Origin of the sequence: Streptomyces longhuiensis (genome assembly GCF_020616555.1) — a bacterium.
Classification (GTDB): Bacteria; Actinomycetota; Actinomycetes; order Streptomycetales; family Streptomycetaceae; genus Streptomyces; species Streptomyces longhuiensis.
On the sequence record NZ_CP085173.1, the window covers coordinates 5,566,111 to 5,590,029 of the forward strand.

The 23,919-nt window shown below is 70.9% G+C and carries 23 protein-coding genes; 20 read left to right on the plus strand and 3 right to left on the minus strand.

The features are described from left to right. Window positions 1-117: 117 nt before the first annotated feature. The 7 genes from LGI35_RS25805 (at window position 118) to LGI35_RS25835 (ending at window position 8,683) form a co-directional block, all read left to right on the plus strand. Entirely contained in the window at window positions 118-1,788 is a 1,671-nt protein-coding gene (locus LGI35_RS25805; protein WP_227296699.1) for a serine/threonine-protein kinase, read from the plus strand. A 47-nt stretch (window positions 1,789-1,835) separates the two neighbouring features. Further along, the gene (locus tag LGI35_RS25810) at window positions 1,836-2,531 is read left to right on the plus strand and encodes a hypothetical protein (RefSeq protein ID WP_227296700.1); all 696 of its coding nucleotides are present in this window, start codon (window positions 1,836-1,838) and stop codon (window positions 2,529-2,531) included. A 50-nt stretch (window positions 2,532-2,581) separates the two neighbouring features. Next, on the plus strand, window positions 2,582-3,319 hold the full coding sequence (locus LGI35_RS25815; RefSeq protein WP_227296701.1) for a prepilin peptidase: 738 nt from the start codon (window positions 2,582-2,584) through the stop codon (window positions 3,317-3,319). 79 nt (window positions 3,320-3,398) lie between these two features. After that, complete coding sequence (gene mqnC, locus LGI35_RS25820; RefSeq protein WP_227296702.1) at window positions 3,399-4,598, plus strand: cyclic dehypoxanthinyl futalosine synthase; 1,200 nt, start codon at window positions 3,399-3,401, stop codon at window positions 4,596-4,598. 7 nt (window positions 4,599-4,605) lie between these two features. After that, window positions 4,606-5,205 (plus strand): hypothetical protein, encoded by a 600-nt coding sequence (locus LGI35_RS25825; protein ID WP_227296703.1) that lies wholly within the window; start codon window positions 4,606-4,608, stop codon window positions 5,203-5,205. Window positions 5,206-5,239: 34 nt separating this feature from the next. Continuing rightward, window positions 5,240-5,929, plus strand: coding sequence for a demethylmenaquinone methyltransferase (locus LGI35_RS25830; RefSeq protein WP_116511247.1), 690 nt, complete (start codon window positions 5,240-5,242; stop codon window positions 5,927-5,929). 159 nt (window positions 5,930-6,088) lie between these two features. After that, the gene (locus LGI35_RS25835) at window positions 6,089-8,683 is read left to right on the plus strand and encodes a zinc ribbon domain-containing protein (protein WP_227296704.1); all 2,595 of its coding nucleotides are present in this window, start codon (window positions 6,089-6,091) and stop codon (window positions 8,681-8,683) included. A gap of 62 nt (window positions 8,684-8,745) precedes the next feature. Here LGI35_RS25835 and LGI35_RS25840 read toward each other — a convergent pair whose 3' ends face one another. Both LGI35_RS25840 and LGI35_RS25845 read right to left on the minus strand, forming a co-directional pair. Beyond that, on the minus strand, window positions 8,746-9,087 hold the full coding sequence (locus LGI35_RS25840) for a PASTA domain-containing protein (RefSeq protein WP_227296705.1): 342 nt from the start codon (window positions 9,085-9,087) through the stop codon (window positions 8,746-8,748). 88 nt (window positions 9,088-9,175) lie between these two features. Further along, entirely contained in the window at window positions 9,176-9,682 is a 507-nt protein-coding gene (locus tag LGI35_RS25845; RefSeq protein ID WP_227296706.1) for a GNAT family N-acetyltransferase, read from the minus strand. A 98-nt stretch (window positions 9,683-9,780) separates the two neighbouring features. Here LGI35_RS25845 and LGI35_RS25850 point away from each other — a divergent pair, with 98 nt between their 5' ends. Continuing rightward, a complete protein-coding gene (locus tag LGI35_RS25850; protein ID WP_116511243.1) occupies window positions 9,781-11,064 on the plus strand; it encodes a geranylgeranyl reductase family protein in 1,284 nt (427 codons plus the stop codon). Window positions 11,065-11,245: 181 nt separating this feature from the next. After that, on the plus strand, window positions 11,246-11,572 hold the full coding sequence (locus tag LGI35_RS25855) for a putative quinol monooxygenase (protein WP_227296707.1): 327 nt from the start codon (window positions 11,246-11,248) through the stop codon (window positions 11,570-11,572). 102 nt (window positions 11,573-11,674) lie between these two features. Here the strand turns inward: LGI35_RS25855 and LGI35_RS25860 are convergent, their stop codons facing one another. Then, a complete protein-coding gene (locus LGI35_RS25860; protein ID WP_227296708.1) occupies window positions 11,675-12,481 on the minus strand; it encodes a C40 family peptidase in 807 nt (268 codons plus the stop codon). Between the two features lie 717 nt (window positions 12,482-13,198). Between LGI35_RS25860 and LGI35_RS25865 the strand changes: the two genes are divergently transcribed. From LGI35_RS25865 to nuoK, 11 genes are read left to right on the plus strand one after another with little or no spacing between them, the layout of a single operon-like run. Beyond that, window positions 13,199-13,558: an NADH-quinone oxidoreductase subunit A gene (locus tag LGI35_RS25865; protein ID WP_007383963.1), complete on the plus strand. Its 360-nt coding sequence runs from the start codon at window positions 13,199-13,201 to the stop codon at window positions 13,556-13,558. Window positions 13,559-13,571: 13 nt separating this feature from the next. Then, complete coding sequence (locus LGI35_RS25870) at window positions 13,572-14,126, plus strand: NuoB/complex I 20 kDa subunit family protein (protein ID WP_006133126.1); 555 nt, start codon at window positions 13,572-13,574, stop codon at window positions 14,124-14,126. Continuing rightward, window positions 14,123-14,863 (plus strand): NADH-quinone oxidoreductase subunit C, encoded by a 741-nt coding sequence (locus tag LGI35_RS25875; protein ID WP_227296709.1) that lies wholly within the window; start codon window positions 14,123-14,125, stop codon window positions 14,861-14,863. The genes LGI35_RS25870 and LGI35_RS25875 overlap by 4 nt, the downstream gene beginning before the upstream one ends. After that, window positions 14,863-16,185, plus strand: coding sequence for an NADH-quinone oxidoreductase subunit D (locus tag LGI35_RS25880; RefSeq protein WP_116511235.1), 1,323 nt, complete (start codon window positions 14,863-14,865; stop codon window positions 16,183-16,185). The genes LGI35_RS25875 and LGI35_RS25880 overlap by 1 nt, the downstream gene beginning before the upstream one ends. A gap of 41 nt (window positions 16,186-16,226) precedes the next feature. Then, window positions 16,227-16,964 (plus strand): NADH-quinone oxidoreductase subunit NuoE, encoded by a 738-nt coding sequence (nuoE, locus tag LGI35_RS25885; protein WP_376221512.1) that lies wholly within the window; start codon window positions 16,227-16,229, stop codon window positions 16,962-16,964. Continuing rightward, the gene (nuoF, locus tag LGI35_RS25890; protein WP_227296711.1) at window positions 16,961-18,316 is read left to right on the plus strand and encodes an NADH-quinone oxidoreductase subunit NuoF; all 1,356 of its coding nucleotides are present in this window, start codon (window positions 16,961-16,963) and stop codon (window positions 18,314-18,316) included. Before nuoE ends, nuoF begins: the two co-directional genes overlap by 4 nt. Further along, entirely contained in the window at window positions 18,313-20,811 is a 2,499-nt protein-coding gene (locus tag LGI35_RS25895) for an NADH-quinone oxidoreductase subunit G (protein WP_227296712.1), read from the plus strand. Before nuoF ends, LGI35_RS25895 begins: the two co-directional genes overlap by 4 nt. Further along, the gene (gene nuoH, locus LGI35_RS25900) at window positions 20,808-22,190 is read left to right on the plus strand and encodes an NADH-quinone oxidoreductase subunit NuoH (RefSeq protein ID WP_227296713.1); all 1,383 of its coding nucleotides are present in this window, start codon (window positions 20,808-20,810) and stop codon (window positions 22,188-22,190) included. The genes LGI35_RS25895 and nuoH overlap by 4 nt, the downstream gene beginning before the upstream one ends. Continuing rightward, window positions 22,183-22,794, plus strand: a complete 612-nt coding sequence (nuoI, locus tag LGI35_RS25905) for an NADH-quinone oxidoreductase subunit NuoI (RefSeq protein WP_227296714.1) — start codon at window positions 22,183-22,185, stop codon at window positions 22,792-22,794. Before nuoH ends, nuoI begins: the two co-directional genes overlap by 8 nt. Beyond that, complete coding sequence (locus LGI35_RS25910) at window positions 22,791-23,615, plus strand: NADH-quinone oxidoreductase subunit J (RefSeq protein ID WP_227296715.1); 825 nt, start codon at window positions 22,791-22,793, stop codon at window positions 23,613-23,615. The genes nuoI and LGI35_RS25910 overlap by 4 nt, the downstream gene beginning before the upstream one ends. Beyond that, window positions 23,612-23,911: an NADH-quinone oxidoreductase subunit NuoK gene (gene nuoK / locus LGI35_RS25915; protein WP_100598032.1), complete on the plus strand. Its 300-nt coding sequence runs from the start codon at window positions 23,612-23,614 to the stop codon at window positions 23,909-23,911. Before LGI35_RS25910 ends, nuoK begins: the two co-directional genes overlap by 4 nt. The last annotated feature ends 8 nt before the right edge of the window (window positions 23,912-23,919 follow it).

Genomic DNA, 23,919 nt, shown 5'->3' on the forward strand with positions numbered 1-23,919 from the left:
GCCGCGCACGCGGATATCGGAGGGAGGCGTTCCGTCGAGCGGTGGCATCCGGGGCGCCGTGGCGGGGGAGGACTACCCTGGCCCGACGGGAGCGTGGGCACAGGGGGAGGCCAGGTCATGCAGCCGCTGGAAGCCGGCGAACCGACCACGATCGGGCCCTACCGGCTGCTCGGAAGGCTCGGTTCGGGCGGAATGGGCCGCGTCTATCTGGGCCGCAGCGCCGGAGGCCGCACCGTCGCCGTGAAGGTCGTCCATCCGCACTTCGCGCTCGACGAGGAGTTCCGGGCGCGCTTCCGGCGCGAGGTCGACGCCGCGCGCCGCGTCGGGGGAGCCTGGACGGCGCCGGTCCTCGACGCCGACCCGGAGGCGTCCGTGCCGTGGGTGGCGACCGGGTACGTGGCCGGCCCCTCCCTCGCCCAGGCCGTGAAGGAACGCGCCCTGCCCGACCACTCCGTACGGGTCCTGGGCGCGGGCCTCGCCGAGGCGCTGTCGGCGGTGCACGGTCTCGGGCTCGTCCACCGCGACGTGAAGCCGTCGAACGTACTGCTCACCGTGGACGGCCCGCGCCTGATCGACTTCGGCATCGCCCGCGCCACCGACGGCACCGCCTCCCTCACCTCCACCGGCGTCTCGATCGGGTCGCCGGGATACATGGCGCCCGAGCAGATCCTCGGCAAGGGCGTCACGGGCGCCGCCGACGTCTTCTCCCTCGGCGCGGTCCTGGTCTACGCGGTGACCGGCACGTCCCCGTTCTCCGGCGACTCGTCCGCCGCGCTCCTCTACAAGGTGGTGCACGAGGAGCCCGAACTCGGCCTGGCGCGCGGGGAGCTGCGCGACGTCGCCGCCGCGTGCCTGGCGAAGGACCCGGCCGCGCGGCCCACCCCTGACGAGGTGGCGAGCGCCCTCGCCCCGCAGGGCGCGGCCCGGCTCGTGGCGGCGGGGTGGCTGCCGGGCGCGCTGGTGGAGCAGGTGGGGCGCAGCGCGGTGGCACTCCTGGACCTGGAGGGCGCGGCGCCCGCGGGTGCCGCCGAGGGGTCGGGTCCGGTCGGGTTCAGCAAGCCCTCGGTCGCCTGGCCGTCGGACTCGGCGGGATCGCCCGCCGGGGTGTTCGGGCCGCCCGATCCCGCGTACGGGCCGGCCGCCCTCCCCGCCCCCGCCGACGCCGTCGTGCCCGCGCCGCGCACCGAGGTGCCGGGTGCCGGGAAACTCTCCGTCAGTGTGGCCGCGACGTCCGTGCCCGGCGCCGGAGGGCGTGGACGCAGGCTCAGCTGCACGGTCGCGCTAGGTGTCGCGGGCGCGCTCGCCGCCGTCACCCTGGGTTCGGTGTTCCTGTTCGACCTGCTGCCCGGCTCCTCGGAGGGCGGGAGCGACACGGCGGGCGGCCATCCGCCCGCGGCGACGGCCTCGCCCTCCGACGCCGCCCCGAAGGGCGCGGTCCCCGCCTCCTACGTGGGTACCTGGGAAGGCCCCGGCACCGGGCTCGGCGGCACGCTGCCGATGGGCACGTTCCGTGTCACCGTCGAACAGGGGCGGATCGGCGAGGAGTTCGGCACGTTCCACCAGACCGACCCGATCGGCGCGGTCTGCGAGGACGTCCTCGTCCTCAAGAGGGTCGAGGAGGACCGGATCGTCGCCACGGGCATCGCCAAGAAGTCGAACGGCGGGCAGTGCACCACCGGCCGCCATGAAGTCCGCCTGGTCAAGTCGAAGTCGGGCGACCGCCTCACCTACGAGACGGACAACGCGCGCGCGGGCGACCCCGTCGCCACGATGCGGCCCGCCGACTGAGGTGGCCGAGGCGGGCCTTGCGCGACACACGAAGGGGGAGCGGGGACATGGGATTCGGCAGGAACAGGGGAGCGAACGGGCCGCTGGTCGAGCCGGCGGCGTGGGAGGACGTCAGCTGGTTCGTCGTGACCGACATCGAGCGGGCCGCGTCGTTCCCGCGCAAGCCGGGGAAGGGGCGCCTGGCCGTACGCGTCCCCACGGCGGTCGCGGGCGTGCGCCACTTCGCGCCCGCCGCGTACGTCGTGGGTGGCGGCGAGGACGGCGCACCGCATGAGCTGTACGAGGCCGGGGGCGCGCAGCGGCTCGTGTGCACGGTGACGGCGGCGGGCGACGGGCACGTGGTCACCGACGCGGCGGGCGCCGAACTCGGCCACGTCCATCGCACGCCCGCCGTCAAACGCACGGTCCAGCACGGCCTTTGGCTGCGGCAGCCGGGCCGTCCCGATGCCGTCGCCCGCTACCACTGGGCCAACGGCAGCGCGAAGGACATCGCGACGCGCGGCAAGGACGGCGCGGTGCGGGGCGCGGGCGCGCTCGTCGGGAGCGTCGTGGACTCCGTGCTCGGCCTGGGCGCGGAGGGTGGCGACCAGCCCGGTACGCGCACGGCGAAGCCGGTGACATGGCGGGCCGGCGAGGAGACCGTACTGACGCAGGGGCACGTGGACGGCGTCAAGTCGTATGTGCCGCAGGCCGGTTGGCTCGACCGGCGGCTCGCGTTCGCGCTGGCGGTGCTCGGCCGGTAGACGGGCGTCGGTACGTGAATCGCCGGTGGATACGGGGGGAAGGGGCGGGCATGGTGGATGTGCTGCTGGTCGTGGCCGGGGCGGTGTGGGGCGCCGCCGCCGGGCTGTTCGTGCCGCGGGCCGCGTACCGGCTGTCCGTGGAGCCGGACGAGACGTGGCGGGCGAGCTGTCCGGACGGGCATCCCCTGCCGGGCGGTGCGCGCGGGTGGCTGGGCCGCGGGCGGTGCGGCGTGTGCGGCCGGGCGCTCGGCCCCGGTGTCCTGACGCCCGTCCTGCTCACCGCCGCCGTCTGCGCCGTGCTCGCCGCCGCCACCGGCACCCGCCCCGAACTCGGCGCCTGGCTCCTCCTCGCGCCACCCGCGGTGCTCCTCGCGATGGTCGACGCCCGGGTGAAGCGGCTGCCCGACGTCCTCACTCTGCCGCTCGCCGCAGCTGCCCCGGTCCTGCTCGGCCTGGCCGCGCTGCTGCCCGAGCCGGGCGGCGACTGGCCGACGGCGCTGCTCGGCGCGCTCGCGCTCGGCGGCGGCTACCTCGTGCTCTTCCTTATTCACCCCCAGGGGATGGGCTTCGGCGACGTGAAACTGGCCGTCGGCCTGGGGGCGGTGCTCGGCTGGTACGGGTGGGGGCTCGTGTTCATCGGCACGTTCGCCGGGTTCCTGTTCGCCGCGCTGTACGGCGCGGTTCTCGTGACCGCCCGGCGGGCCGGCCGGCGGACGGCGATCCCGTTCGGGCCGTTCCTGCTCGCGGGCGCGCTGGCCGGTGTACTGCTGGGCGCCTACGCCGCCTGACGTCGGGCGACAGGACGTGCTGGCGTACGCTGAGACGGTCCGTCCACAACCCTTACGAACACAACGAAAGGGACGCCCGGTGACCGAGAAGGCCGACCTTCAGACCGTCCTCGACCGTGCCGCCGCGGGTGGACGCATCACCCCCGAAGAGGCGCTCGACCTCTACCGCGACGCTCCCCTGCACGCGCTCGGCGCGGCCGCCGACGCCATCCGGCGCCGCCGGTACGCCGGCACCGAGCACATCGCGACGTACATCATCGAGCGGAACATCAACTACACGAACGTCTGCGTGACGGCGTGCAAGTTCTGCGCCTTCTACGCCGCGCCCAAGGACACCGCCAAGGGCTGGACGCGCGACCTCGACGACATCCTGCGCCGCTGCGCCGAGACCGTCGAACTCGGCGGCACGCAGATCATGTTCCAGGGCGGCCACCACCCGGACTACGGCGTCGAGTACTACGAGAAGCACTTCTCCGCCATCAAGCAGGCGTTCCCCCAGCTGGTCATCCACTCCCTCGGCGCGTCCGAGGTCGAGCACATGGCCCGCATCTCCAAGGTCTCCGTCGAGGAGGCCATTCAGCGCATCCACGCGGCCGGCCTCGACTCCTTCGCGGGTGCCGGCGCCGAGCTCCTCCCGGCCCGCCCCCGCAAGGCGATCGCCCCGCTGAAGGAGTCCGGCGAGCGCTGGCTGGAGATCATGGAGGCGGCGCACCGCCTCGGCGTCGAGTCGACGTCCACGATGCTGATGGGCACCGGCGAGACCAACGCCGAGCGCATCGAGCACCTCCGCATGATCCGCGACGTACAGGACCGCACGGGCGGCTTCCGCGCGTTCATCCCGTACACGTACCAGCCGGAGAACAACCACCTGAAGGGCCGCACGCAGGCGACGCTCTTCGAGTACCTGCGGATGATCGCCATCGCGCGGATCTTCCTCGACAACGTGGCCCACATCCAGGGCTCCTGGCTGACCACCGGCAAGGAGGTCGGCCAGCTGTCGCTGCACTACGGCGCCGACGACCTCGGTTCGATCATGCTGGAGGAGAACGTCGTCTCCTCGGCCGGTGCCAAGCACCGCTCGAACCGCCTGGAGATCATCGACCTCATCCGCAAGGCGGGCCGCGTCCCCGCGCAGCGCGCCACGACGTACGAGCACCTCGTCGTGCACGACGACCCGGCGAACGACCCGGTCGACGACCGCGTCCAGTCGCACATCTCGTCCACCGCGATCGAGGGCGGCACGGCCCACCCCGAGCTGAAGCTCGTCTCCACCAACTGAGGCTCATTTGCTGACGATCCACGTGGCCGAGGCCTCGCCCGAGGCCGCGGTCCTGGTCGACGGGGCGTCCGTCGCCGCCCTCGGCCCGTACGAGGACCTCGCCGCCGTCCGCCCGCAGGCGCGGGTGCGACGGTGGCCCGGCATCCTCACGCCCGGCCTGCTCAACCCGTACGGGCCCGAGATCCTCGAAGGCACGTACCACCCGGACCCGCGCGAGGCCGACGAGTTCGGCACGCGACCGGTCGTGGGGGAGCGCGCGCGGGAGATCTTCCGTGCCGATCCGTCCCGGGTCGGGGCCAGCGCGCGGCGCGGCATCCAGCAGCTGTTCGCGCACGGCACGGTCGCCGTGGCCGGGGAGCTGCGCTCCCGCGCCGTGGTGGACGCGGTGCGCAGGGCCGGACTTGCTCTCGGGCAGCGCCCGCCGAACCAGCCGGGGCCGGTGTCCTTCTCGCCGGTGCCGCTCGTCCTGCTGCCGCCGCTGGTCGTGGGCGGACCGGCCAGGTTCGCCGTGTTCGACGTGCCGGACCGCGCCTCGCTCGTACGGCTCGGCCCGGCCAGCTGTGTGGCCACGGTCGTCGAAGGCCGCCTGGTGTACCGGCGCCGCTGACGCCGGCCCGGGGGCGTACTGCCACAATGGACGCGTGACCCGCGCATCCCTGGACAAGCAGCCGCACGAAGTCGCTTCGATGTTCGACGACGTGGCGGACCGGTACGACCTCACCAACGACGTGCTCTCGCTCGGCCAGGCCCGGCTGTGGCGCAAGGAGGTCGCGAAGGCCGTCGACGCGCGGCCCGCGCAGAAGGTCCTCGACCTCGCGGCCGGTACGGCGACGTCCTCGCAGCCCTTCGCGCAGGCCGGCGCCTATGTCGTGCCCTGCGACTTCTCGATCGGGATGCTCCAGGTCGGCAAGAAGCGGCACCCGTGGATGCCGTTCACGGCGGGCGACGCGACGAAACTGCCGTTCAAGGACGACACCTTCGACGCCGTGACCATCTCCTTCGGCCTCAGGAACGTGCAGGACACGGACACGGCGCTGCGCGAGCTGTACCGGGTGACGAAGCCCGGCGGGCGCGTCGTGATCTGCGAGTTCTCGCAGCCGACGTGGGCGCCGTTCCGCACCGTCTACACCGAGTACCTGATGCGCGCCCTGCCGCCGGTGGCCCGCGCCGTGTCCTCGAACCCGGACGCGTACGTCTACCTCGCCGAGTCGATCCGCAGCTGGCCCGACCAGCCGGCGCTCGCGGCCCGCCTCCAGAAGGCCGGCTGGTCGGACGTGGCCTGGCGCAACCTGACGGGTGGCGTCGTGGCGCTGCACCGGGGAACCAAGTAGCGGCTCTCCGGCCGCCAAGTAGCCGTTCGCGCCCGTCCGTTGTGCCGAATCCCCGCCACGGGGAACCGGTCACCGGGAAAGATGTGTCCGTTGAGTACGTGGTGACGGCCGGTCACCTCTGGTGACGGTACGACTTTCCCCGATGACGGAGCATTTCCCATGGCGTCGTTCTGCCCGCACTGCGGAGCCCAGGCTCCCGACGAGGCCCGCTTCTGCATGAAGTGCGGGCGGGAGCGAACGCCCGAGCGTGAGCCCACGGTCCAGGGGCCCGCGGCTCCTCCCGCCGCGCCTCTCGGCCGGCCCGGGCAACAGCCTGAGCAGCCTGGCCGGCCGCCCGTTCCGCCGCCCGCCGCCCCGCCGCCGCCCGCCGCCCCGCCGCCGCCCGCGTTCGCCCCCGGCGGGCCCTCGCCCGTCGGCGCCTTCCTCGGGCGCGCCTTACGCGGCGACTGGGCCGGCTCGGCGCAGGCCGCGCTGTGGCCCGTCGGACTCCTGGTGATCGCCGCCGTCGCCCTCGCCATCCCTTCGTACGGGCAGGGCAGCGACGTCGTCGTGGGGTTCGGCGACCGGATGCGGATCTCGCTCGCGCTGCTGCTCCAGTCGCTCGGCGGCGGCTTCGAGGTGTCGGCCTCCGGCAGCTCCTCGCCCTTCGGCGGCGGGGACTCGCCCTTCGGCTCCGGCGGCGACATGGGCGCGGAGCTCAGCGGCGGCGCCGCGCTCTCCCTCGTCCCTCTCACCGTCACGGCCCTGTGGATCCTGGCGCTCTGGATCGGCGTACGCATCCTGCGCTCACGCCTCCGGACCCGCGCGACGAGCCCGGCCGTCCCCGGCGGCCACCCCGTCCCCGGCACGCCCGGACCCGGCACTCCCGGGCTCGAAGCCGCCCTGCGTGTCGCCTTGTCGGTGACCGTCGGCGTTCTCGTGCTCGGCCTGTTCGCGCAGCCCTCGATCCAGGGCGTGCGGATCTCGTCGTCGCCCGTGCTCGCCGCGCTCGGCGCGCTCCTCGTCTCGCTCGCCGTCGCCGCGGGAATGCTGCACCGGGACGACCTGGCCCAGTGGCTCACCGCCCGGCCGGCGGCGCTGGCGCTGGTGCGGGCCACCGGGACGGCGTTGCGCGCCCTCGCCGTCGTCCTCGTGATCTGCTCGGTCGCCGCGTTCATCAGCATCGCCCAGATCGACGACCTGGGCGATGTCTCCGACGTGTCCGACCTCGGCCAGACCGACCTGTCGCCGCTGGTCGTCGCCCTGCTCGTGCTGCCCAACCTCGGCGCCATGGCGCTCGGCCTAGGCTGGGGCGCGCCCATCTCCTTCGAGGCGGGCGGCAGTTCGACGTACGGGGGCGGGTACCAGCACCAGTCGTTCGGCCTCTCCGAGCTCGGCGACGTCACCAACTCCTGGGCGGTCGTGGGGGCGCTGGCCCTCGGCACCGTCTGCGCGCTGACCGTGGGCGTGATGGCGGCCCGACGGTCGGCCGACCGGCGCGAGCAGCTCCTTTCCGCCGGGATCTTCCTCGGTCTGTTCCTGCTGCTCGGCGCGCTCGGCGGCCTCGGCGTGCGGGCCACCGGGGCCGCGTCCGACCTCGGCGGCAGCGGCACGGGCAGCGCCGGCGTGGGCCTCGGCATGGCGGAGGCGCTCCTGTTCGGGCTGCTGTGGGTGTTCGCGGCGGCGTTCCTCGCGCCGTACCTGATGCAGATGGCGGGGGCGCGGACCGGGATCGTCCCGGAACCGCAGGTGCCGTCGGGGGCGTTCGGGCCCGCGCCGGACGCCTCGGCGCCGAATGCCCCTGTGCAGGTGTATCCCGCGTCGGCGGCTCCCGTTCAGGCGCCTTCCGCGCCGGAAGCCCCCAACGACCCGCCCTCCCCCAACGACCCGCCGAACCCCGCAGCGGCGGCCGCCCTGCCGACGGCCACCGCCGTTCCCGTGCCGACCCCCACGCCTCCTCCCGGGCCCACCCCCGGTCCCGGTCCCACCCCCGCCCCCGCTGCTCTGTACGCCCCGCACGCCTTCCAGCTCGGCGCGCAGCCGGCCGCCGTGCCGGCCAAGTCCTCGCGCCGCGCCGGGATCTGGGTCGCCACCGTCGCCGGCGCGTTCGTCATCGGGGGCGGTGTGGCGGCCGGGGTGCTGCTGCTCCAGGACCACGGCGGCAAGGACGACAAGGCGGGCCGCGACGACAAGCCCGCCGTCAGCACCGAGCAGCCCGCCACGTCGCAGGCGCCGACTCCGGCGCCGAGCCCCACCCCGAGTGCGACGCCGGACCGGGCCACGGACACGGGCACCACGCCGAGCACGACCCCGGACGCGACCGTTCCGTCCGGCTACCGCAAGGCCGTCGACCCCATGGGCTTCTCCTTCGCCATCCCCGACGTGTGGTCGCGCCAGGGCGTGGAGAACGGCAGCCAGATCACCTACGCGGGCAGCACCGGCGCCGAGCACTACCTCATCGGCGTCATCCCGGACGCGGGCTACACCTCGTACGACAACGTCCTCAACATGGAGAAGCACGCCGAGGAGGACAAGAAGAAGCAGGACTACCAGCGGATCGACCTGCGCCGGAACACCTTCCAGGGGCGGCCCGGCGCGATCTGGGAGTACACCTACCGCGACGAGGGCGGCCGGACGATGCACGGCATCGACCAGTCGTACGTCGCCGAGGACGGCACCGAGTACACGATCTTCCTCGTGGGGCAGCAGGACGTGTGGGCCGACCTGAAGCAGACGTACCGGACCGGCCTGGAGTCCTGGCGCCTGACGAACTGACCCCGGCCGGGCGCCACGACGGTCACGGCCGGTCGTGTGCGCCGGCCGCCGCGTGCCGACCACTACATGCCGACCACCGTGTACGTCTCGCCCGGCTCGTCCAGTTCGCGCTGCAGCCCGCCGCCGCGCGGCCCCGGCATACGGGGCTCGTTCACCCCGGAGCCGCCGTGGCCCTCGCCGTCGGCCAGGTCGAACCAGACGGTGACGACGGCGCCGCGGGGCACCTCGGTGTCGGGCAGCGGGTACTGGCGTACGACGTAGTCGACCACGGTGGATCGGAAGTCGGGGCGGTCGGGCGCGGCCAGCTGCACGCCGCGCGCCGCCGCGGCCTCGCGCGCGTCGACGGCCATCAGGCCGACGAACTTCGGTACGCGCACTTCGGGCGTCTTGGGTGTAATGCGCACAGACTTCACCCCCAGCGGTACCCGAAGGGTAGCTCCGCCGGACCCCCGACCGGAAGCGGCAGGGCCTACGAGGCGAGCCCGAAGGGACCTACAGCGCGAGCCTGAAGCAGAGGCCCGTACGCGGGTCACCCGGGACGGTGAACGTTTCGGCGGGTTCCATGCCGAGGCGCCGTGTCACCGCCACCGACCGCTCGTTGCGCGAGTCGACCATCGCCACCACGCTCCGTACACCCGCGGCCCGTACGCGCTCCACGGTCGCCAGGGCGGCGGCCGTCGCGTAGCCGCGTCCCCAGTGCGCCCGCCCGAGCCGCCAGCCGATCTCGATCTCGCCCGCCGGACCCCAGGTGTGCGGCCAGGGCTGCGCGCCCGTGAAACCGATGACGTCGCCGTCCGTGTCGGTCATCGTCCACAGGCAGAAGCCGCGTTCCGCGTCGTGCCGGCGCTGCCGGGCGGTCAGCTCCTCGTACACGGACAGCTCGGCAGCGGCCCCGCCGTGGAACTCCATGACCTCCGGGTCGTCGAAGACGCGGTGCCAGGCGAAGGCGTCCTCGTCAGTGGGGACACGCAGCTGTACATCAGGCAGAGCTCGGTTCACAGGGCGGCCCTTCGGCTGGGTGATCAGTACCGCTGCATAGACTGCCCACATCCGGTGCCGCGCGGCACGCAGATTTCGAGTCTTCGGGAGAACCCGCCGTGACCGAGCCCCTCTCCGAGCACAGCGCAGATGTGATCGTCGTCGGGGCCGGGCCAGCCGGTTCGACGACCGCGTACTACCTGGCCAAGGCCGGACTCGACGTCCTCCTCCTGGAGAAGACCGCGTTCCCCAGGGAAAAGGTGTGCGGCGACGGCCTCACCCCGCGGGCCACCAAGCAGCTCGTGTCGATGGGCATCGACATCTCCGAAGAGGCGGGCTGGCTGCGCAACAAGGGCCTGCGGATCATCGGCGGCGGCGTCCGGCTCCAGCTGGACTGGCCGGATCTCGCCTCCTACCCGGACTACGGACTCGTCCGCAAGCGCGACGACTTCGACGAGCAGCTCGCCCGGCAGGCGCAGAAGGCGGGCGCGCGCCTGTACGAGCGCTGCAACGTCGGCGCCCCGATCATCGACGACCGCACGGGCCGCATCACCGGCGTCAACGCCAAGCTCGGTGAGGAGAAGCGTGAAGTCACCTTCCACGCGCCCCTCGTCGTCGCCGCGGACGGCAACTCGACCCGGCTGTCCCTCGCGATGGGCCTGCACCGGCGCGACGACCGCCCGATGGGCGTCGCCGTCCGCACGTACTTCACCTCGCCGCGCCACGACGACGACTACCTGGAGTCCTGGCTGGAGCTGTGGGACCGTCGCGGCGCCCAGGACCGGCTGCTGCCCGGCTACGGCTGGATCTTCGGCATGGGCGACGGCACGTCGAACGTCGGCCTCGGCATCCTCGACTCCTCCGCCGCGTTCAAGGAGCTCGACTGGCGCGAGGTCCTGAAGGCCTGGTGCGCCTCGATGCCGGAGGACTGGGGCTACACGCCGGACAACATGACGATGCCGATCCGCGGCGCCGCCCTGCCCATGGCCTTCAACCGCCAGCCGCACTACACCAAGGGCCTGCTCCTGGTCGGCGACGCGGGCGGCATGGTGAACCCGTTCAACGGCGAGGGCATCGCGTACGCCATGGAGTCCGGCCAGATCGCGGCCGACGTCATCGTGCAGGCGCACGCCCGCGCGACCGACGCCCAGCGCGAACTCGCCCTCCACCGCTACCCCAAGGTCCTCAAGGACACCTACGGCGGCTACTACACGCTCGGCCGCGCCTTCGTGAAGCTCATCGGCAACCCGAAGGTCATGAAGATCGCGACGCAGCGCGGCCTGACGCACCCGGTGCTCATGAAGTTCACGCTGAAGATGCTCGCCAACCTGACCGACCCGACGGGCGGCGACGCGATGGACCGCATCATCAACGGCCTGAGCAAGGTGGCGCCGAAGGCGTGAGCGGCCCGGACGCGCCCGGTCGGTGAGCTCCGCCGACGGGGCGCGTTCCGCGGCAGGCGCGGGCGCTCAGGACGCTCCTGGGGCGCTCCGCCCGCGCCGTCACCGGCCCGGCTTCAGCGGCGCTCCCGGAATCGCGCGCGCCGAACTGGCCGTGCGGGGCGTCACGGAGCACCCTGGCAGCATGATTTTCATCGCCGTGAAGTTCACCGCCCGGCCCGAGTACGCCGACTCCTGGCTGGAGCACACCGCCGATTTCACCCGCGCCACGCGCGCCGAGGAGGGCAACCTCTTCTTCGACTGGTCCCGCAGCGTCGAGGACCCGAACCAGTACGTCCTCCTGGAGGGCTTCCGGGACGGGGACGCGGGGGCCGCGCACGTGGGCTCCGACCACTTCAAGGCCGGCCTGGAGACGATGTCCGGTCTGATCGCCTCCGTGCCGGAGATCATCAACACGGAGATCCCGGGCGGCAGTTGGGGCCCCATGGGGGAATTGTCCCCGAAGGAATGATCTGGGCGCAACGGTCGCTTTAGCGACATTCATAGCAAAAGGCCACCGCTCCCGAGCGAGGGAGTGGTGGCCTTCTGTCAGATATGACGCGAAAAGGGCGACTCAGAGAACGCGGACCGCGCCGGTCGCCGGGTAGCCGGACAGGTCCTGGATGACAACGCCCTTGGAGGGGTTGGCGGCGTCCAGGTACTGGCCGTTACCGATGTACACGCCCACGTGGTACGCCGAGCCCGCGGAGCCCCAGTAGAGGAGGTCGCCGACCTGCAGGTTGTCGAGGGAGACCGGGGTGCCGGCCGTCGACTGGTCCTGCGAGACGCGCGGCAGGCTGACGCCGGCCTGCGCGAACGCGGCCTGGGTCAGACCGGAGCAGTCCCAGGAGTTGGGGCCGGTGCCGCCCATGACGTACGCGTCGCCGACCTGTGCCTTCAGGAAGGCGATGACGGACGCGACGCTGCCGCTGGCGGGGGCCGCGACGTGGGAGGCCGCGGAGGAGGCGGTGGAGAGGGTGGTGCGCTCGGCGGAGCGCGACGCACGCGCTTCCTCGGCCTTGCGCTTCGCCTCGGCCTCGGCCTTCTTCTTGGCCTCCGCCTTCTTCTCCGCGAGAGCCTGGTCCGCCTTGGCCTGCTTTGCGGCCTTCGCGACGGCCAGGTCCTGCTCGGCCTGCAGCGCGTACGAGTTCGCGGCCTGCTGGGTGGCGTCCGCGGACTGGGCGACCTGAGTGGAGAGGTCGGCCGTGATGGTCGGCATCTCGATGGTCTCGGTCACCGGCTCGGCGGCGAACGCCGGACCGGACGCACCGGCCACTGCCAGGGTGCTGAGGACGCCACCGGCAACTCCGGCGCGCAGGGCGATTTTCGACGCGCTGCGACGGGGCTTCCGGTGGCTGGGTATGTGAGCGGTGTGGGACATGAGTACAACCGCTATCAGGGCCTCCATGGTTCCTTCAAGAAACGTGTGGTGCGCCACAGTTGTCGTGTGAACGTTTGAATCCCGGGCGTGGCGGCCTTTATTGACGCCGTAACGGGCAATCCGGACAGGGCTGATCAAGCCTGTGATCACGGGCTTTCTGCAATACGCCCGAATTGCCCTCGGCCTACCACTCGTTGACACGGATGGCCAAGCCCGGTTTCTAACAGATAACGGGCCACGTGACGCAGGTCACAAAGGGGCCGCCTCCGCTGTCGAGCGCTCCTCGGGAACGCGTGCCCGCGTCCACTTACGTCCACACCTCTCCCCCTGATGTGTGAACGACGGCCACTATCAGCCAGTTCTGTCCAGCGCCAATTTGCCTGCGCGCGCCACCTCTTGATAGTGAGCCAACGCTTCTACCTGGGGTAACGAGCCAAGATGTCACCTCTGGTGATCACTCAGGCGCTTCGCGTGTGAAGATCACCGCTCATCCGACTTCATGATCCTTCGTCAGGTGGTGGAGATCACAAAGCTGTTGGCGCACCCCGTGTCGCAGATCACAGACCGGCAGGCATAGGATGCGGGGCAGTTGGGCTTGTGACCTGCTTCACATGTGAGCGATCTTCGTGCAGTCAATCGGGGGTGGCTTCGCGGGGAGCGGGGTCGGGCCCGACGTATCCGCCAGCAGTCAGCGCCGACTGAGAGGAGCGAGGAGCGGTGAACGCGTATGCGCCCATCCTCGTACTGGGAGCCCTCGGGGCAGGCTTTGCGATCTTCTCCGTGGTCATGGCCACGCTTATCGGTCCAAAGCGGTACAACCGGGCCAAGCTCGAGGCCTACGAGTGCGGTATCGAGCCGACCCCCACGCCGGCCGGCGGCGGGCGCTTCCCCATCAAGTACTACCTGACGGCGATGCTCTTCATCGTCTTCGACATCGAGATCGTCTTCCTCTACCCCTGGGCCGTCACCTTCGACGCCCTGGGTGTTTTCGGGCTCGTGGAGATGCTGCTCTTCGTGCTCACCGTCTTCGTCGCGTACGCGTACGTATGGCGGCGCGGCGGCCTGGAATGGGACTGAGGGGCCTTAAGCCATGGGACTCGAAGAAAAGCTGCCGAGCGGCTTTCTGCTGACCACCGTCGAGCAGGCCGCGGGCTGGGTGCGTAAGTCATCCGTCTTCCCGGCCACGTTCGGCCTGGCGTGCTGCGCCATCGAGATGATGACGACGGGCGCCGGTCGCTACGACCTGGCGCGCTTCGGCATGGAGGTCTTCCGCGGCTCGCCGCGGCAGGCGGACCTGATGATCGTGGCCGGGCGCGTGAGCCAGAAGATGGCGCCCGTCCTGCGGCAGGTCTACGACCAGATGCCGAACCCCAAGTGGGTCATCTCCATGGGCGTGTGCGCCTCGTCGGGCGGGATGTTCAACAACTACGCGATCGTGCAGGGCGTCGATCACGTAGTCCCTGTGGACATCTACCTGCCCGGCTGTCCGCCGCGGCCGGAGATGCTGATGGACGCGATTCTCAAGCTCCATCAGAAGATCCAGTCCTCCAAGCTCGGCGTGAACGCCGAGGAGGCGGCCCGCGAGGCGGAGGAAGCGGCGCTCAAGGCGCTCCCGACGATCGAGATGAAGGGGCTGCTGCGGTGAGTGACGCGGACAGCAACGGGGTCAACCCCGAGAAGGACCTCAGCGCGGCCAACCTTCCGGGGCAGCGCGGCGACCAGGGCGAGGAGATCCGCGTCCAGCGCGGCATGTTCGGCGCCAACAACGGCGGTGACACGTCGGGATACGGCGGCCTCGTCCGCTCCGTACGGCTGCCGGGCGCCGCCTCGCGGCCGTACGGCGGCTGGTTCGACGAGGTGGCCGACGAGCTGGAGGGGGCACTGGAGGAACAGGGCCTCGTCCCCGAGAACGCGATCGACAAGACCGTAGTCGACCGCGACGAGCTCACCTTCCACATCGAGCGCGAGTACCTGGTGCGCGTCGCACAGACCCTGCGTGACGACCCGGCCCTGCGCTTCGAGCTCTGCACGGGCGTGAGCGGGGTGCACTACCCGGACGACAAGGGCCGGGAGCTGCACGCCGTCTACCACCTGCGCTCGATCACCCACAATCGCCTGATCCGCCTCGAGGTCAGTGCCCCCGACGCGGATCCGCACGTCCCCTCGCTGGTCGCCGTCTATCCGACGAACGACTGGCACGAGCGCGAGACGTACGACTTCTTCGGCCTGGTCTTCGACGGCCACCCGGCGCTGACGCGGATCATGATGCCGGACGACTGGCAGGGCTTCCCGCAGCGCAAGGACTACCCCCTCGGCGGCATCCCCGTCGAGTACAAGGGCGCCCAGATCCCGGCTCCGGACCAGCGGAGGTCGTACTCCTGATGTCTACTCCTTCTGCATCGCCGCGCGAGACGACCGAGGGGACCGTATATACGGTCACCGGCGGCGACTGGGACGAGGTCGTCCAGTCCGCGGCCAAGGCCGACGACGAGCGCATCATCGTCAACATGGGCCCGCAGCACCCGTCCACGCACGGCGTGCTCCGGCTGATCCTGGAGATCGACGGCGAGACGGTCACCGAGGCCCGCTGCGGCATCGGCTATCTGCACACCGGCATCGAGAAGAACCTCGAGTACCGCACGTGGACGCAGGGCACCACGTTCGTGACGCGCATGGACTATCTGACGCCGTTCTTCAACGAGACGGCGTACTGCCTCGCGGTCGAGAAGCTCCTCGGTATCGAGGGCGAGATCCCCGACCGGGCGTCGATCATCCGGGTGCTCCTGATGGAGCTGAACCGGATGTCCTCGCACCTGGTCGCCATCGCCACCGGCGGCATGGAGCTCGGCGCCACGACGATCATGATCTACGGATTCCGTGATCGTGAACTCATTCTCGATATCTACGAGCTCATCACCGGCCTGCGCATGAACCACGCGTACATCCGGCCCGGCGGACTCGCCCAGGACCTGCCGCCCGGCGCGGTGGACCAGATCCGCGAGTTCGTGAAGAAGATGTCGAAGAACCTTCCCGAGTACGACAAGCTCGCCACCGGGAACCCCATCTTCAAGGCCCGTATGCAGGACGTCGGCTATCTCGACCTCACCGGCTGCATGGCCCTCGGCGCCACCGGACCGATCCTGCGCTCGGCGGGCCTCCCGCACGACCTGCGCAAGTCGCAGCCGTACTGCGGCTACGAGAACTACGACTTCGAGGTCCCGACCGCCGACACCTGCGACTCCTACGGACGCTTCCTGATCCGACTGGAGGAGATGCGCCAGTCGCTGCGCATCGTCGAGCAGTGCCTGGACCGGCTCGCCCCGGGCCCGGTCATGGTCGGCGACAAGAAGATCGCCTGGCCGGCGCAGCTCGCGCTCGGCCCGGACGGCCTCGGCAACTCGCTCGACCACATCAAGCAGATCATGGGCACCTCCATGGAGTCCCTGATCCACCACTTCAAGCTGGTGACCGAGGGCTTCCGGGTCCCCGCCGGGCAGGCGTACTCCGCCGTCGAATCCCCCAAGGGGGAGCTGGGGGTGCACGTCGTGTCCGACGGCGGCACCCGTCCCTACCGGGTCCACTACCGCGACCCGTCCTTCACCAACCTTCAGGCCATGGCGGCGATGTGCGAGGGCGGCCAGGTCGCCGACGTCATCGTCGCCGTCGCGTCCATCGACCCCGTGATGGGAGGCGTCGACCGGTGACCACCACTCCTTCCGAGCAGGGCCAGGGCGTCAGCCTGGGCATGCCCCAACTGCCCGCGCCCGACTACCCGGACGACGTCCGAGCCAGGCTCGAGACGGACGCGCGCGAGATCATCGCCCGCTACCCGGGATCGCGCTCCGCGCTCCTCCCGCTGCTGCACCTCGTGCAGTCGGAGGAGGGTCATGTCACGCGCACGGGCATGCAGTTCTGCGCCGACATGCTGGGCCTGACCACCGCCGAGGTCACCGCCGTCGCGACCTTCTACACGATGTACCGGCGCAAGCCGAGCGGTGACTACCAGGTCGGGGTCTGCACGAACACGCTGTGCGCCGTGATGGGCGGCGACGCCATCTTCGAGGCACTCCAGGAGCACCTGGGCGTCGGCAACGGCGGGACCACCGAGGACGGCAAGGTCACCCTCGAGCACATCGAGTGCAACGCGGCCTGCGACTTCGCGCCCGTCGTGATGGTCAACTGGGAGTTCTTCGACAACCAGACGGTGGGCAGCGCGAAGCGGCTGGTCGACGACCTGCGCGCGGGCGCCCAGGTCGAACCCACCCGCGGCGCCCCCCTGTGCACGTACAAGGAGACCTCGCGGATCCTCGCCGGCTTCCCGGACGAGCGGCCCGGCGCCGTCGAGGCGAGCGGCAGCGCGGGACCTGCCTCGCTGATCGGCCTGCGCCTCGCCAAGGGGGAGGCCGCCCCCGCGCGCGTGGTCCATCCGCGGGACGCCGGGGACGCGCCGCAGCAGGACATCTCAGCCGAGGAGGGGGAGTGATGACCTTGGCAGCCGAGATCGACAACGACACCAGCCCCGAGAAGCTGCTCGCACCGGTGCTCTCGGCGTTCTGGGACGAGGACAAGTCCTGGTCCCTGGACGTCTACCGGCGGCACGACGGCTACGAGGGTCTGCGCAAGGCCCTCGCCATGTCGCCGGACGACCTGATCGCCTATGTGAAGGACTCCGGCCTGCGCGGCCGCGGCGGCGCGGGCTTCCCCACCGGAATGAAGTGGCAGTTCATTCCGCAGGGCGACGGCAAACCGCACTATCTGGTGGTCAACGCCGACGAGTCGGAGCCGGGGACCTGCAAGGACATCCCGCTCCTCTTCGCGAACCCGCATTCCCTCATCGAGGGGATCGTGATCGCGTGCTACGCGATCCGCTCTTCGCATGCCTTCATCTATCTGCGGGGAGAGGCCGTCCCCGTACTGCGACGGCTCCACGAGGCCGTACGAGAGGCCTACGCGGCGGGCTATCTCGGCGAGAACGTGCTGGGCAGTGGGCTGAACCTCGAACTCACGGTGCACGCGGGCGCGGGTGCGTACATCTGTGGCGAGGAGACCGCACTGCTCGACTCGCTGGAAGGCCGCCGTGGCCAGCCGCGGCTCCGTCCCCCCTTCCCCGCGGTCGCGGGGCTCTACGCGTGCCCCACTGTTGTCAACAACGTCGAGTCCATCGCGTCGGTTCCCGCGATCCTGAATCGCGGCAAGGACTGGTTCAAGTCGATGGGAAGCGAGAAGTCCCCGGGCTTCACGCTGTACTCGCTCAGCGGGCACGTCACCAACCCCGGTCAGTACGAGGCGCCGCTCGGCATCACGCTGCGCCAGCTGCTCGACATGAGCGGCGGCATGCGTCCGGGTCACCGCCTCAAGTTCTGGACGCCCGGCGGCAGTTCGACCCCGATGTTCACCGACGAGCACCTCGACGTGCCCCTCGACTACGAGGGCGTCGGCGCCGCGGGATCCATGCTCGGCACGAAGGCGCTCCAGTGCTTCGACGAGACGACGTGCGTCGTGCGGGCGGTCACCCGCTGGACCGAGTTCTACGCCCACGAGTCCTGCGGCAAGTGCACACCGTGCCGTGAAGGGACGTACTGGCTCGTGCAGTTGCTGCGCGACATCGAGGCCGGCAAGGGCTTGATGACCGACCTCGACAAGCTGAACGACATCGCCGACAACATCAACGGCAAGTCGTTCTGCGCGCTCGGCGACGGCGCCGCGTCCCCGATCTTCTCCTCGCTCAAGTACTTCCGCGAGGAGTACGAGCAGCACATCACGGGCAAGGGCTGCCCCTTCGACCCCGCCAAGTCGACCGCTTGGGCGGACCAGCGCACGGAGGTGAACGCATGACGGTAACCACAGGCGCTCCCTCCGGGGGCGGTGAGGCGGCGGTGCCGCCGGAGGATCTCGTCTCGCTGACGATCGACGGCATCGGGATCAGCGTGCCCAAGGGCACCCTGGTCATCCGCGCCGCCGAACAGCTCGGCATCGAGATCCCCCGCTTCTGCGACCACCCCCTGCTCGACCCGGCCGGCGCCTGCCGTCAGTGCATCGTCGAGGTCGAGGGCCAGCGCAAGCCGATGGCGTCCTGCACCATCACCTGCACCGACGGCATGGTGGTCAAGAGCCAGCTCAGCTCGCCCGTCGCCGAGAAGGCGCAGCGAGGTGTGATGGAGCTGCTCCTCATCAACCACCCGCTGGACTGCCCGGTCTGCGACAAGGGCGGAGAGTGCCCGCTGCAGAACCAGGCCATGTCGCACGGCCAGTCCGACTCCCGCTTCGACGGGAAGAAGCGGACGTTCGAGAAGCCGGTCCCGATCTCGACCCAGATTCTGCTCGACCGTGAGCGGTGTGTGCTCTGCGCCCGCTGCACGCGGTTCAGCAACCAGATCGCCGGTGACCCGATGATCGAGCTGCTCGAGCGCGGTGCGCTCCAGCAGGTCGGTACCGGGGAGGGCGACCCCTTCGAGTCGTACTTCTCCGGGAACACGATCCAGATCTGCCCGGTCGGCGCGCTGACCTCGGCGGCGTACCGGTTCCGCTCCCGGCCCTTCGACCTCGTGTCCTCGCACAGCGTGTGCGAGCACTGCGCGGGCGGCTGTGCGACCCGCACGGACCACCGGCGCGGCAAGGTCATGCGGCGCCTCGCGTCGCCGGACCCCGAGGTCAACGAGGAGTGGGTCTGCGACAAGGGCCGCTTCGGGTTCCGTTACGCGCAGAAGCCCGACCGGCTGACCACGCCGCTCGTGCGCAACGCGGACGGTGTGCTGGAGCCCGCGTCCTGGCCCGAGGCCCTGGACGTCGCGGCCCGGGGTCTCTCGTCGGCCCGCGGCCGCGCCGGGGTCCTGACCGGTGGCCGGCTCACCGTCGAGGACGCGTACGCGTACAGCAAGTTCGCGCGCGTGGCGCTCGACACGAACGACATCGACTTCCGCGCGCGCGTGCACAGCAGCGAGGAGGCCGACTTCCTCGCGGCGCGGGTCGCGGGACGCGGGCGTGACCTCGACGGTGTCGGGGTCACGTACACGTCTTTGGAGAAGGCGCCCGCGGTACTCCTTGTCGGGATCGAGGCCGAGGAGGAGGCGCCCGGCGTCTTCCTGAAGCTGCGCAAGGCGTGGCGCGGGCACGGCCAGCGGACCTTCGGGCTCGCCCCGTTCGCGACCCGGGGCCTGGAGAAGGCGGGCGGCACGCTGCTGCCGGCCGCTCCGGGCACCGAGACCGAGTGGCTCGACGCGCTCGCCTCCGGCTTCGGCCTGGAGGACGGCGGCGCCGAGGCATCGGAGGCGCTGCGCGCCGAGGGGGCCGTCATCGTCGTCGGCGAGCGGCTCGCGGCCGTGCCGGGCGCCCTGACCGCCGTCGTACGGGCCGCCACGGCGACCGGCGCCCAGCTGGTGTGGATTCCGCGCCGGGCCGGGGAGCGCGGCGCGATCGAGGCGGGCGCGCTGCCGTCGCTGCTTCCGGGCGGACGCCCGGCCACCGACCCCCGCGCGCGCGAAGAGGTCGCGGCCGCCTGGGGAGTGTCCGAACTCCCGCACCGCTACGGGCGGGACACGGGCCAGATCGTGGAGGCCGCCGCCGGCGGAGAGCTGCGGGCCCTGGTCGTCGCCGGTGTCGAGGTCGCGGACCTGCCGGACCCGGCACGCGCGCGTGAAGCACTGCACGAGGTGGCGTTCGTCGTCTCCCTGGAGCAGCGTCCCAGCGAGGTCACCGACCACGCGGACGTCGTGCTTCCGGTCGCCGCGGTCGCCGAGAAGGCGGGCACGTTCCTCAACTGGGAAGGCCGGGCACGCCTCTTCGAGGCCGCGCTCAAGCCCGACCAGATGACGCGCTCCGTGGCGCCCGCCGACGCGCGGGTCCTGCAGATGCTCGCGGACGCCATGGACGTACACCTGGGCCTGCCGGACCTGCGGGCCGCGCGGGGGGAGCTCGACCGCCTCGGCGGCTGGAGCGGGCCCCGCGCGACGGACTCGCTGGAGACGGCCACGCAGCCGCCGCGGCCCGCGCCCGGTGAGGCCGTCCTCGCGGGGCACCGGCTGCTGCTCGACCAGGGGCGACTCCAGGAGGGCGACGACGCGCTCGCCGGCACGCGCCACGCGGCACGCGCGCGGGTGTCGGCCGCCACGGCCGCCGAGGCGGGCGTCAAGGACGGCGACGTACTCGCCGTCACGGGACCTGCGGGGACGACCCAACTCCCGCTCCAGGTCACGGAGATGCCGGACCGTGTCGTGTGGCTTCCGCTGAACTCCACCGGCGGGGGCGTGGCCTCCGACACGGGGGCCGTGCCCGGCACGCTCGTCCGGATCGGTCCCGCGGGCATCGACGAGGCCAAGGAGGTGCAGTCATGATCCCGCTCGCTCTCGAAGACCTCTCGTTGTTCGGCCGCGACCCCTGGTGGCTGGTCGCGGTCAAGGCGGTCTTCTGCTTCGCCTTCCTGATGGTGACCGTGCTCTTCTCCATCGTGTGGGAGCGCAAGGTCGTCGCCTGGATGCAGCTGCGCATCGGCCCCAACCGGCACGGCCCCTGGGGCATGCTCCAGTCGCTGGCCGACGGCATCAAGCTGATGCTGAAGGAAGACGTCGTCGTCAAGCGCGCCGACAAGGTGGTCTACATCCTGGCGCCGGTCGTCGCCGCGATCCCGGCCTTCATGGCGATCGCCGTGATCCCCTTCGGGCCCTCCGGCAACGAGGTCTCGATCTTCGGCCACCGCACCACGATGCAGCTCACCGACCTGCCGATCGCGATGCTCTACATCCTCGCGGTCGCCTCGGTCGGCATCTACGGGATCGTGCTCGCGGGTTGGAGTTCCGGATCGACCTACCCCTTGCTGGGTGGTTTGCGGTCCTGCGCCCAGATGATCTCGTACGAGATCGCGATGGGCGCGGCCTTCGCCTCGGTGTTCCTCTACTCCGGGTCGATGTCCACCTCGGAGATCGTCGCCCAGCAGCACGACCGCTGGTACATCGTGCTCCTGCCGGTGTCGTTCCTCATCTACATCGTGACGATGGTCGGTGAGACGAACCGCGCGCCGTTCGACATGCCGGAGTCCGAGGGCGACCTCGTCGGCGGCTTCAACACCGAGTACTCGTCGATCAAGTTCGCGCTGTTCATGCTCGCCGAGTACGTGAACATGGTGACGGTCTCGGCCGTGTCGGTGACGCTCTTCCTGGGCGGCTGGCGGGCCCCGTGGCCGGTGTCCACCTTCTGGGAGGGCGCGAACCACGGCTGGTGGCCGATGCTCTGGTTCGTCATCAAGGTCCAGCTGCTGCTGTTCTTCTTCATCTGGCTGCGCGGCACGCTCCCACGCGTGCGCTACGACCAGCTGATGAAGCTCGGCTGGAAGGTCCTCATCCCGGTCTCCGTGGTCTGGCTGATGCTGGTCGCCACCGTGCGGACCCTGCGGAACGAGAACTACGACTTCGCCTCCATCGCCCTGTACGTGGGCGGTGGCGTCCTCGCCCTGCTGCTGCTCTCGTTCCTCGTCGACATCTTCAGGGACCGCGGCGGCAAGGAGCGCGAGGCACGGGAGGCGGCCGAACAGGCCGCGGCCTTCGACCCGATGGCAGGCGGCTTCCCGGTTCCGCCGCTGCCCGGCCAGACCCCGCCGGCCGTGCCGCGCCGACGCCCGCGCGGGGAGCGGGAGTTGATTGTCAGTGGCGGACCGGATACTGCCAGTGACGGAACCGGTGACGGTCCCGGTGACGGAAAGGAGGCGTCCCATGGCTGAGGAGTCGACGGAGGGCGGGCAGACCAAGCCCGGTTTCCAGAATCCCGTGGCCGGCTTCGGCGTGACCTTCAAGGCCATGTTCAAGAAGCGGCTGACGGAGCAGTACCCGGAGCAGCCCAAGACCACGGCCCCGCGCTTCCACGGCCGGCACCAGCTCAACCGTCATCCGGACGGCCTGGAGAAGTGCATCGGCTGCGAGTTGTGCGCCTGGGCCTGTCCCGCGGACGCCATCTACGTGGAGGGTGCGGACAACACCGACGAGGAGCGCTACTCGCCGGGTGAGCGGTACGGCCGCGTCTACCAGATCAACTACGCCCGCTGCATCCTGTGCGGCCTGTGCATCGAGGCGTGCCCCACGCGCGCGCTGACGATGACGAACGAGTTCGAGCTCGCCGACAGCAGCCGCGAGAACCTGATCTACACCAAGGAGCAGCTGCTCGCCGGGCTCGAGGAGGGCATGGTCGAATCGCCCCACTCGATCTTCCCCGGCACGGACGAGCAGGACTACTACCGGGGTCTGGTGACGGAGGCCGCGCCCGGCACGGTGCGTCAGGTCGCCGTCTCCAAGGGCGAGAAGCCCGAACCCGAGGGGGCGGAGGCATGAGCCAGCTCGCCGCCGCAGCCACTCTTGCTGCGGGCACCTCCACCGGTGAGGCCTTCCAGTTCTGGGTCCTCGGCACGGTCGCCGTCATCGGCGCCCTGTGCACGGTCCTGATGAAGAAGGCGGTGCACAGTGCGCTGTGCCTCGCCGGGACCATGATCATCCTGGCGATCTTCTACCTGGCCAACGGCGCGTACTTCCTGGGCGTCGTCCAGATCATCGTCTACACCGGCGCGATCATGATGCTGTTCCTCTTCGTGGTCATGCTCGTCGGCGTCACCGCGGCGGACTCCCTGAAGGAGACCATCAAGGGGCAGCGCTGGCTGGCCCTGCTGTGCGGACTCGGCTTCGGGATCCTGCTCCTCGCGGGCATCGGGAACGCCTCGCTCCACCAGTTCGTCGGGCTGGGCAAGGCGAACGCCGGGGGGAACGTGGAAGGGCTCGCCGCCCTCATCTTCACGAAGTACGTCTTCGCCTTCGAGATCACCGGCGCCCTGCTGATCACGGCCACCCTCGGAGCCATGGTGCTCACGCACCGCGAGCGCATCGAGCGGGCCAGGACGCAGCGGGAGCTGGCCGAGCAGCGTGTGCGCGAGGGCAAGCACCTGCCGCCGCTGCCCGCCCCGGGTGTCTACGCCCGGCACAACGCGGTCGACATCGCGGGCCTGCTCCCCGACGGCACCCCGTCGGAGCTCACGGTCATGCAGACGCTGCGCGAGCGCGGTCAGATCCGCGACGTGTCGGACGAGGCGCTCGGTGACCTGAAGGCCCTGGAGCAGCGCTCGGCCGAGCGCCTTGAGCGGACCGAGGAGGCGTCGAAGTGAACCCGGTCAACTACCTGTATCTCGCCGCCCTGTTGTTCACGATCGGCGCCACCGGCGTGCTCATCAGGCGGAACGCGATCGTTCTGTTCATGTGCGTCGAGCTGATGCTCAACGCGTGCAACCTCGCGTTCGTCGCGTTCTCCCGGATGCACGGCAATCTCGACGGCCAGATCATCGCCTTCTTCACGATGGTCGTCGCCGCCGCGGAGGTCGTGGTCGGGCTCGCGATCATCGTGTCGCTGTTCCGTTCCCGCCACTCGGCCTCGGTCGACGACGCCAGCCTGATGAAGCTGTAAGGGGTCGC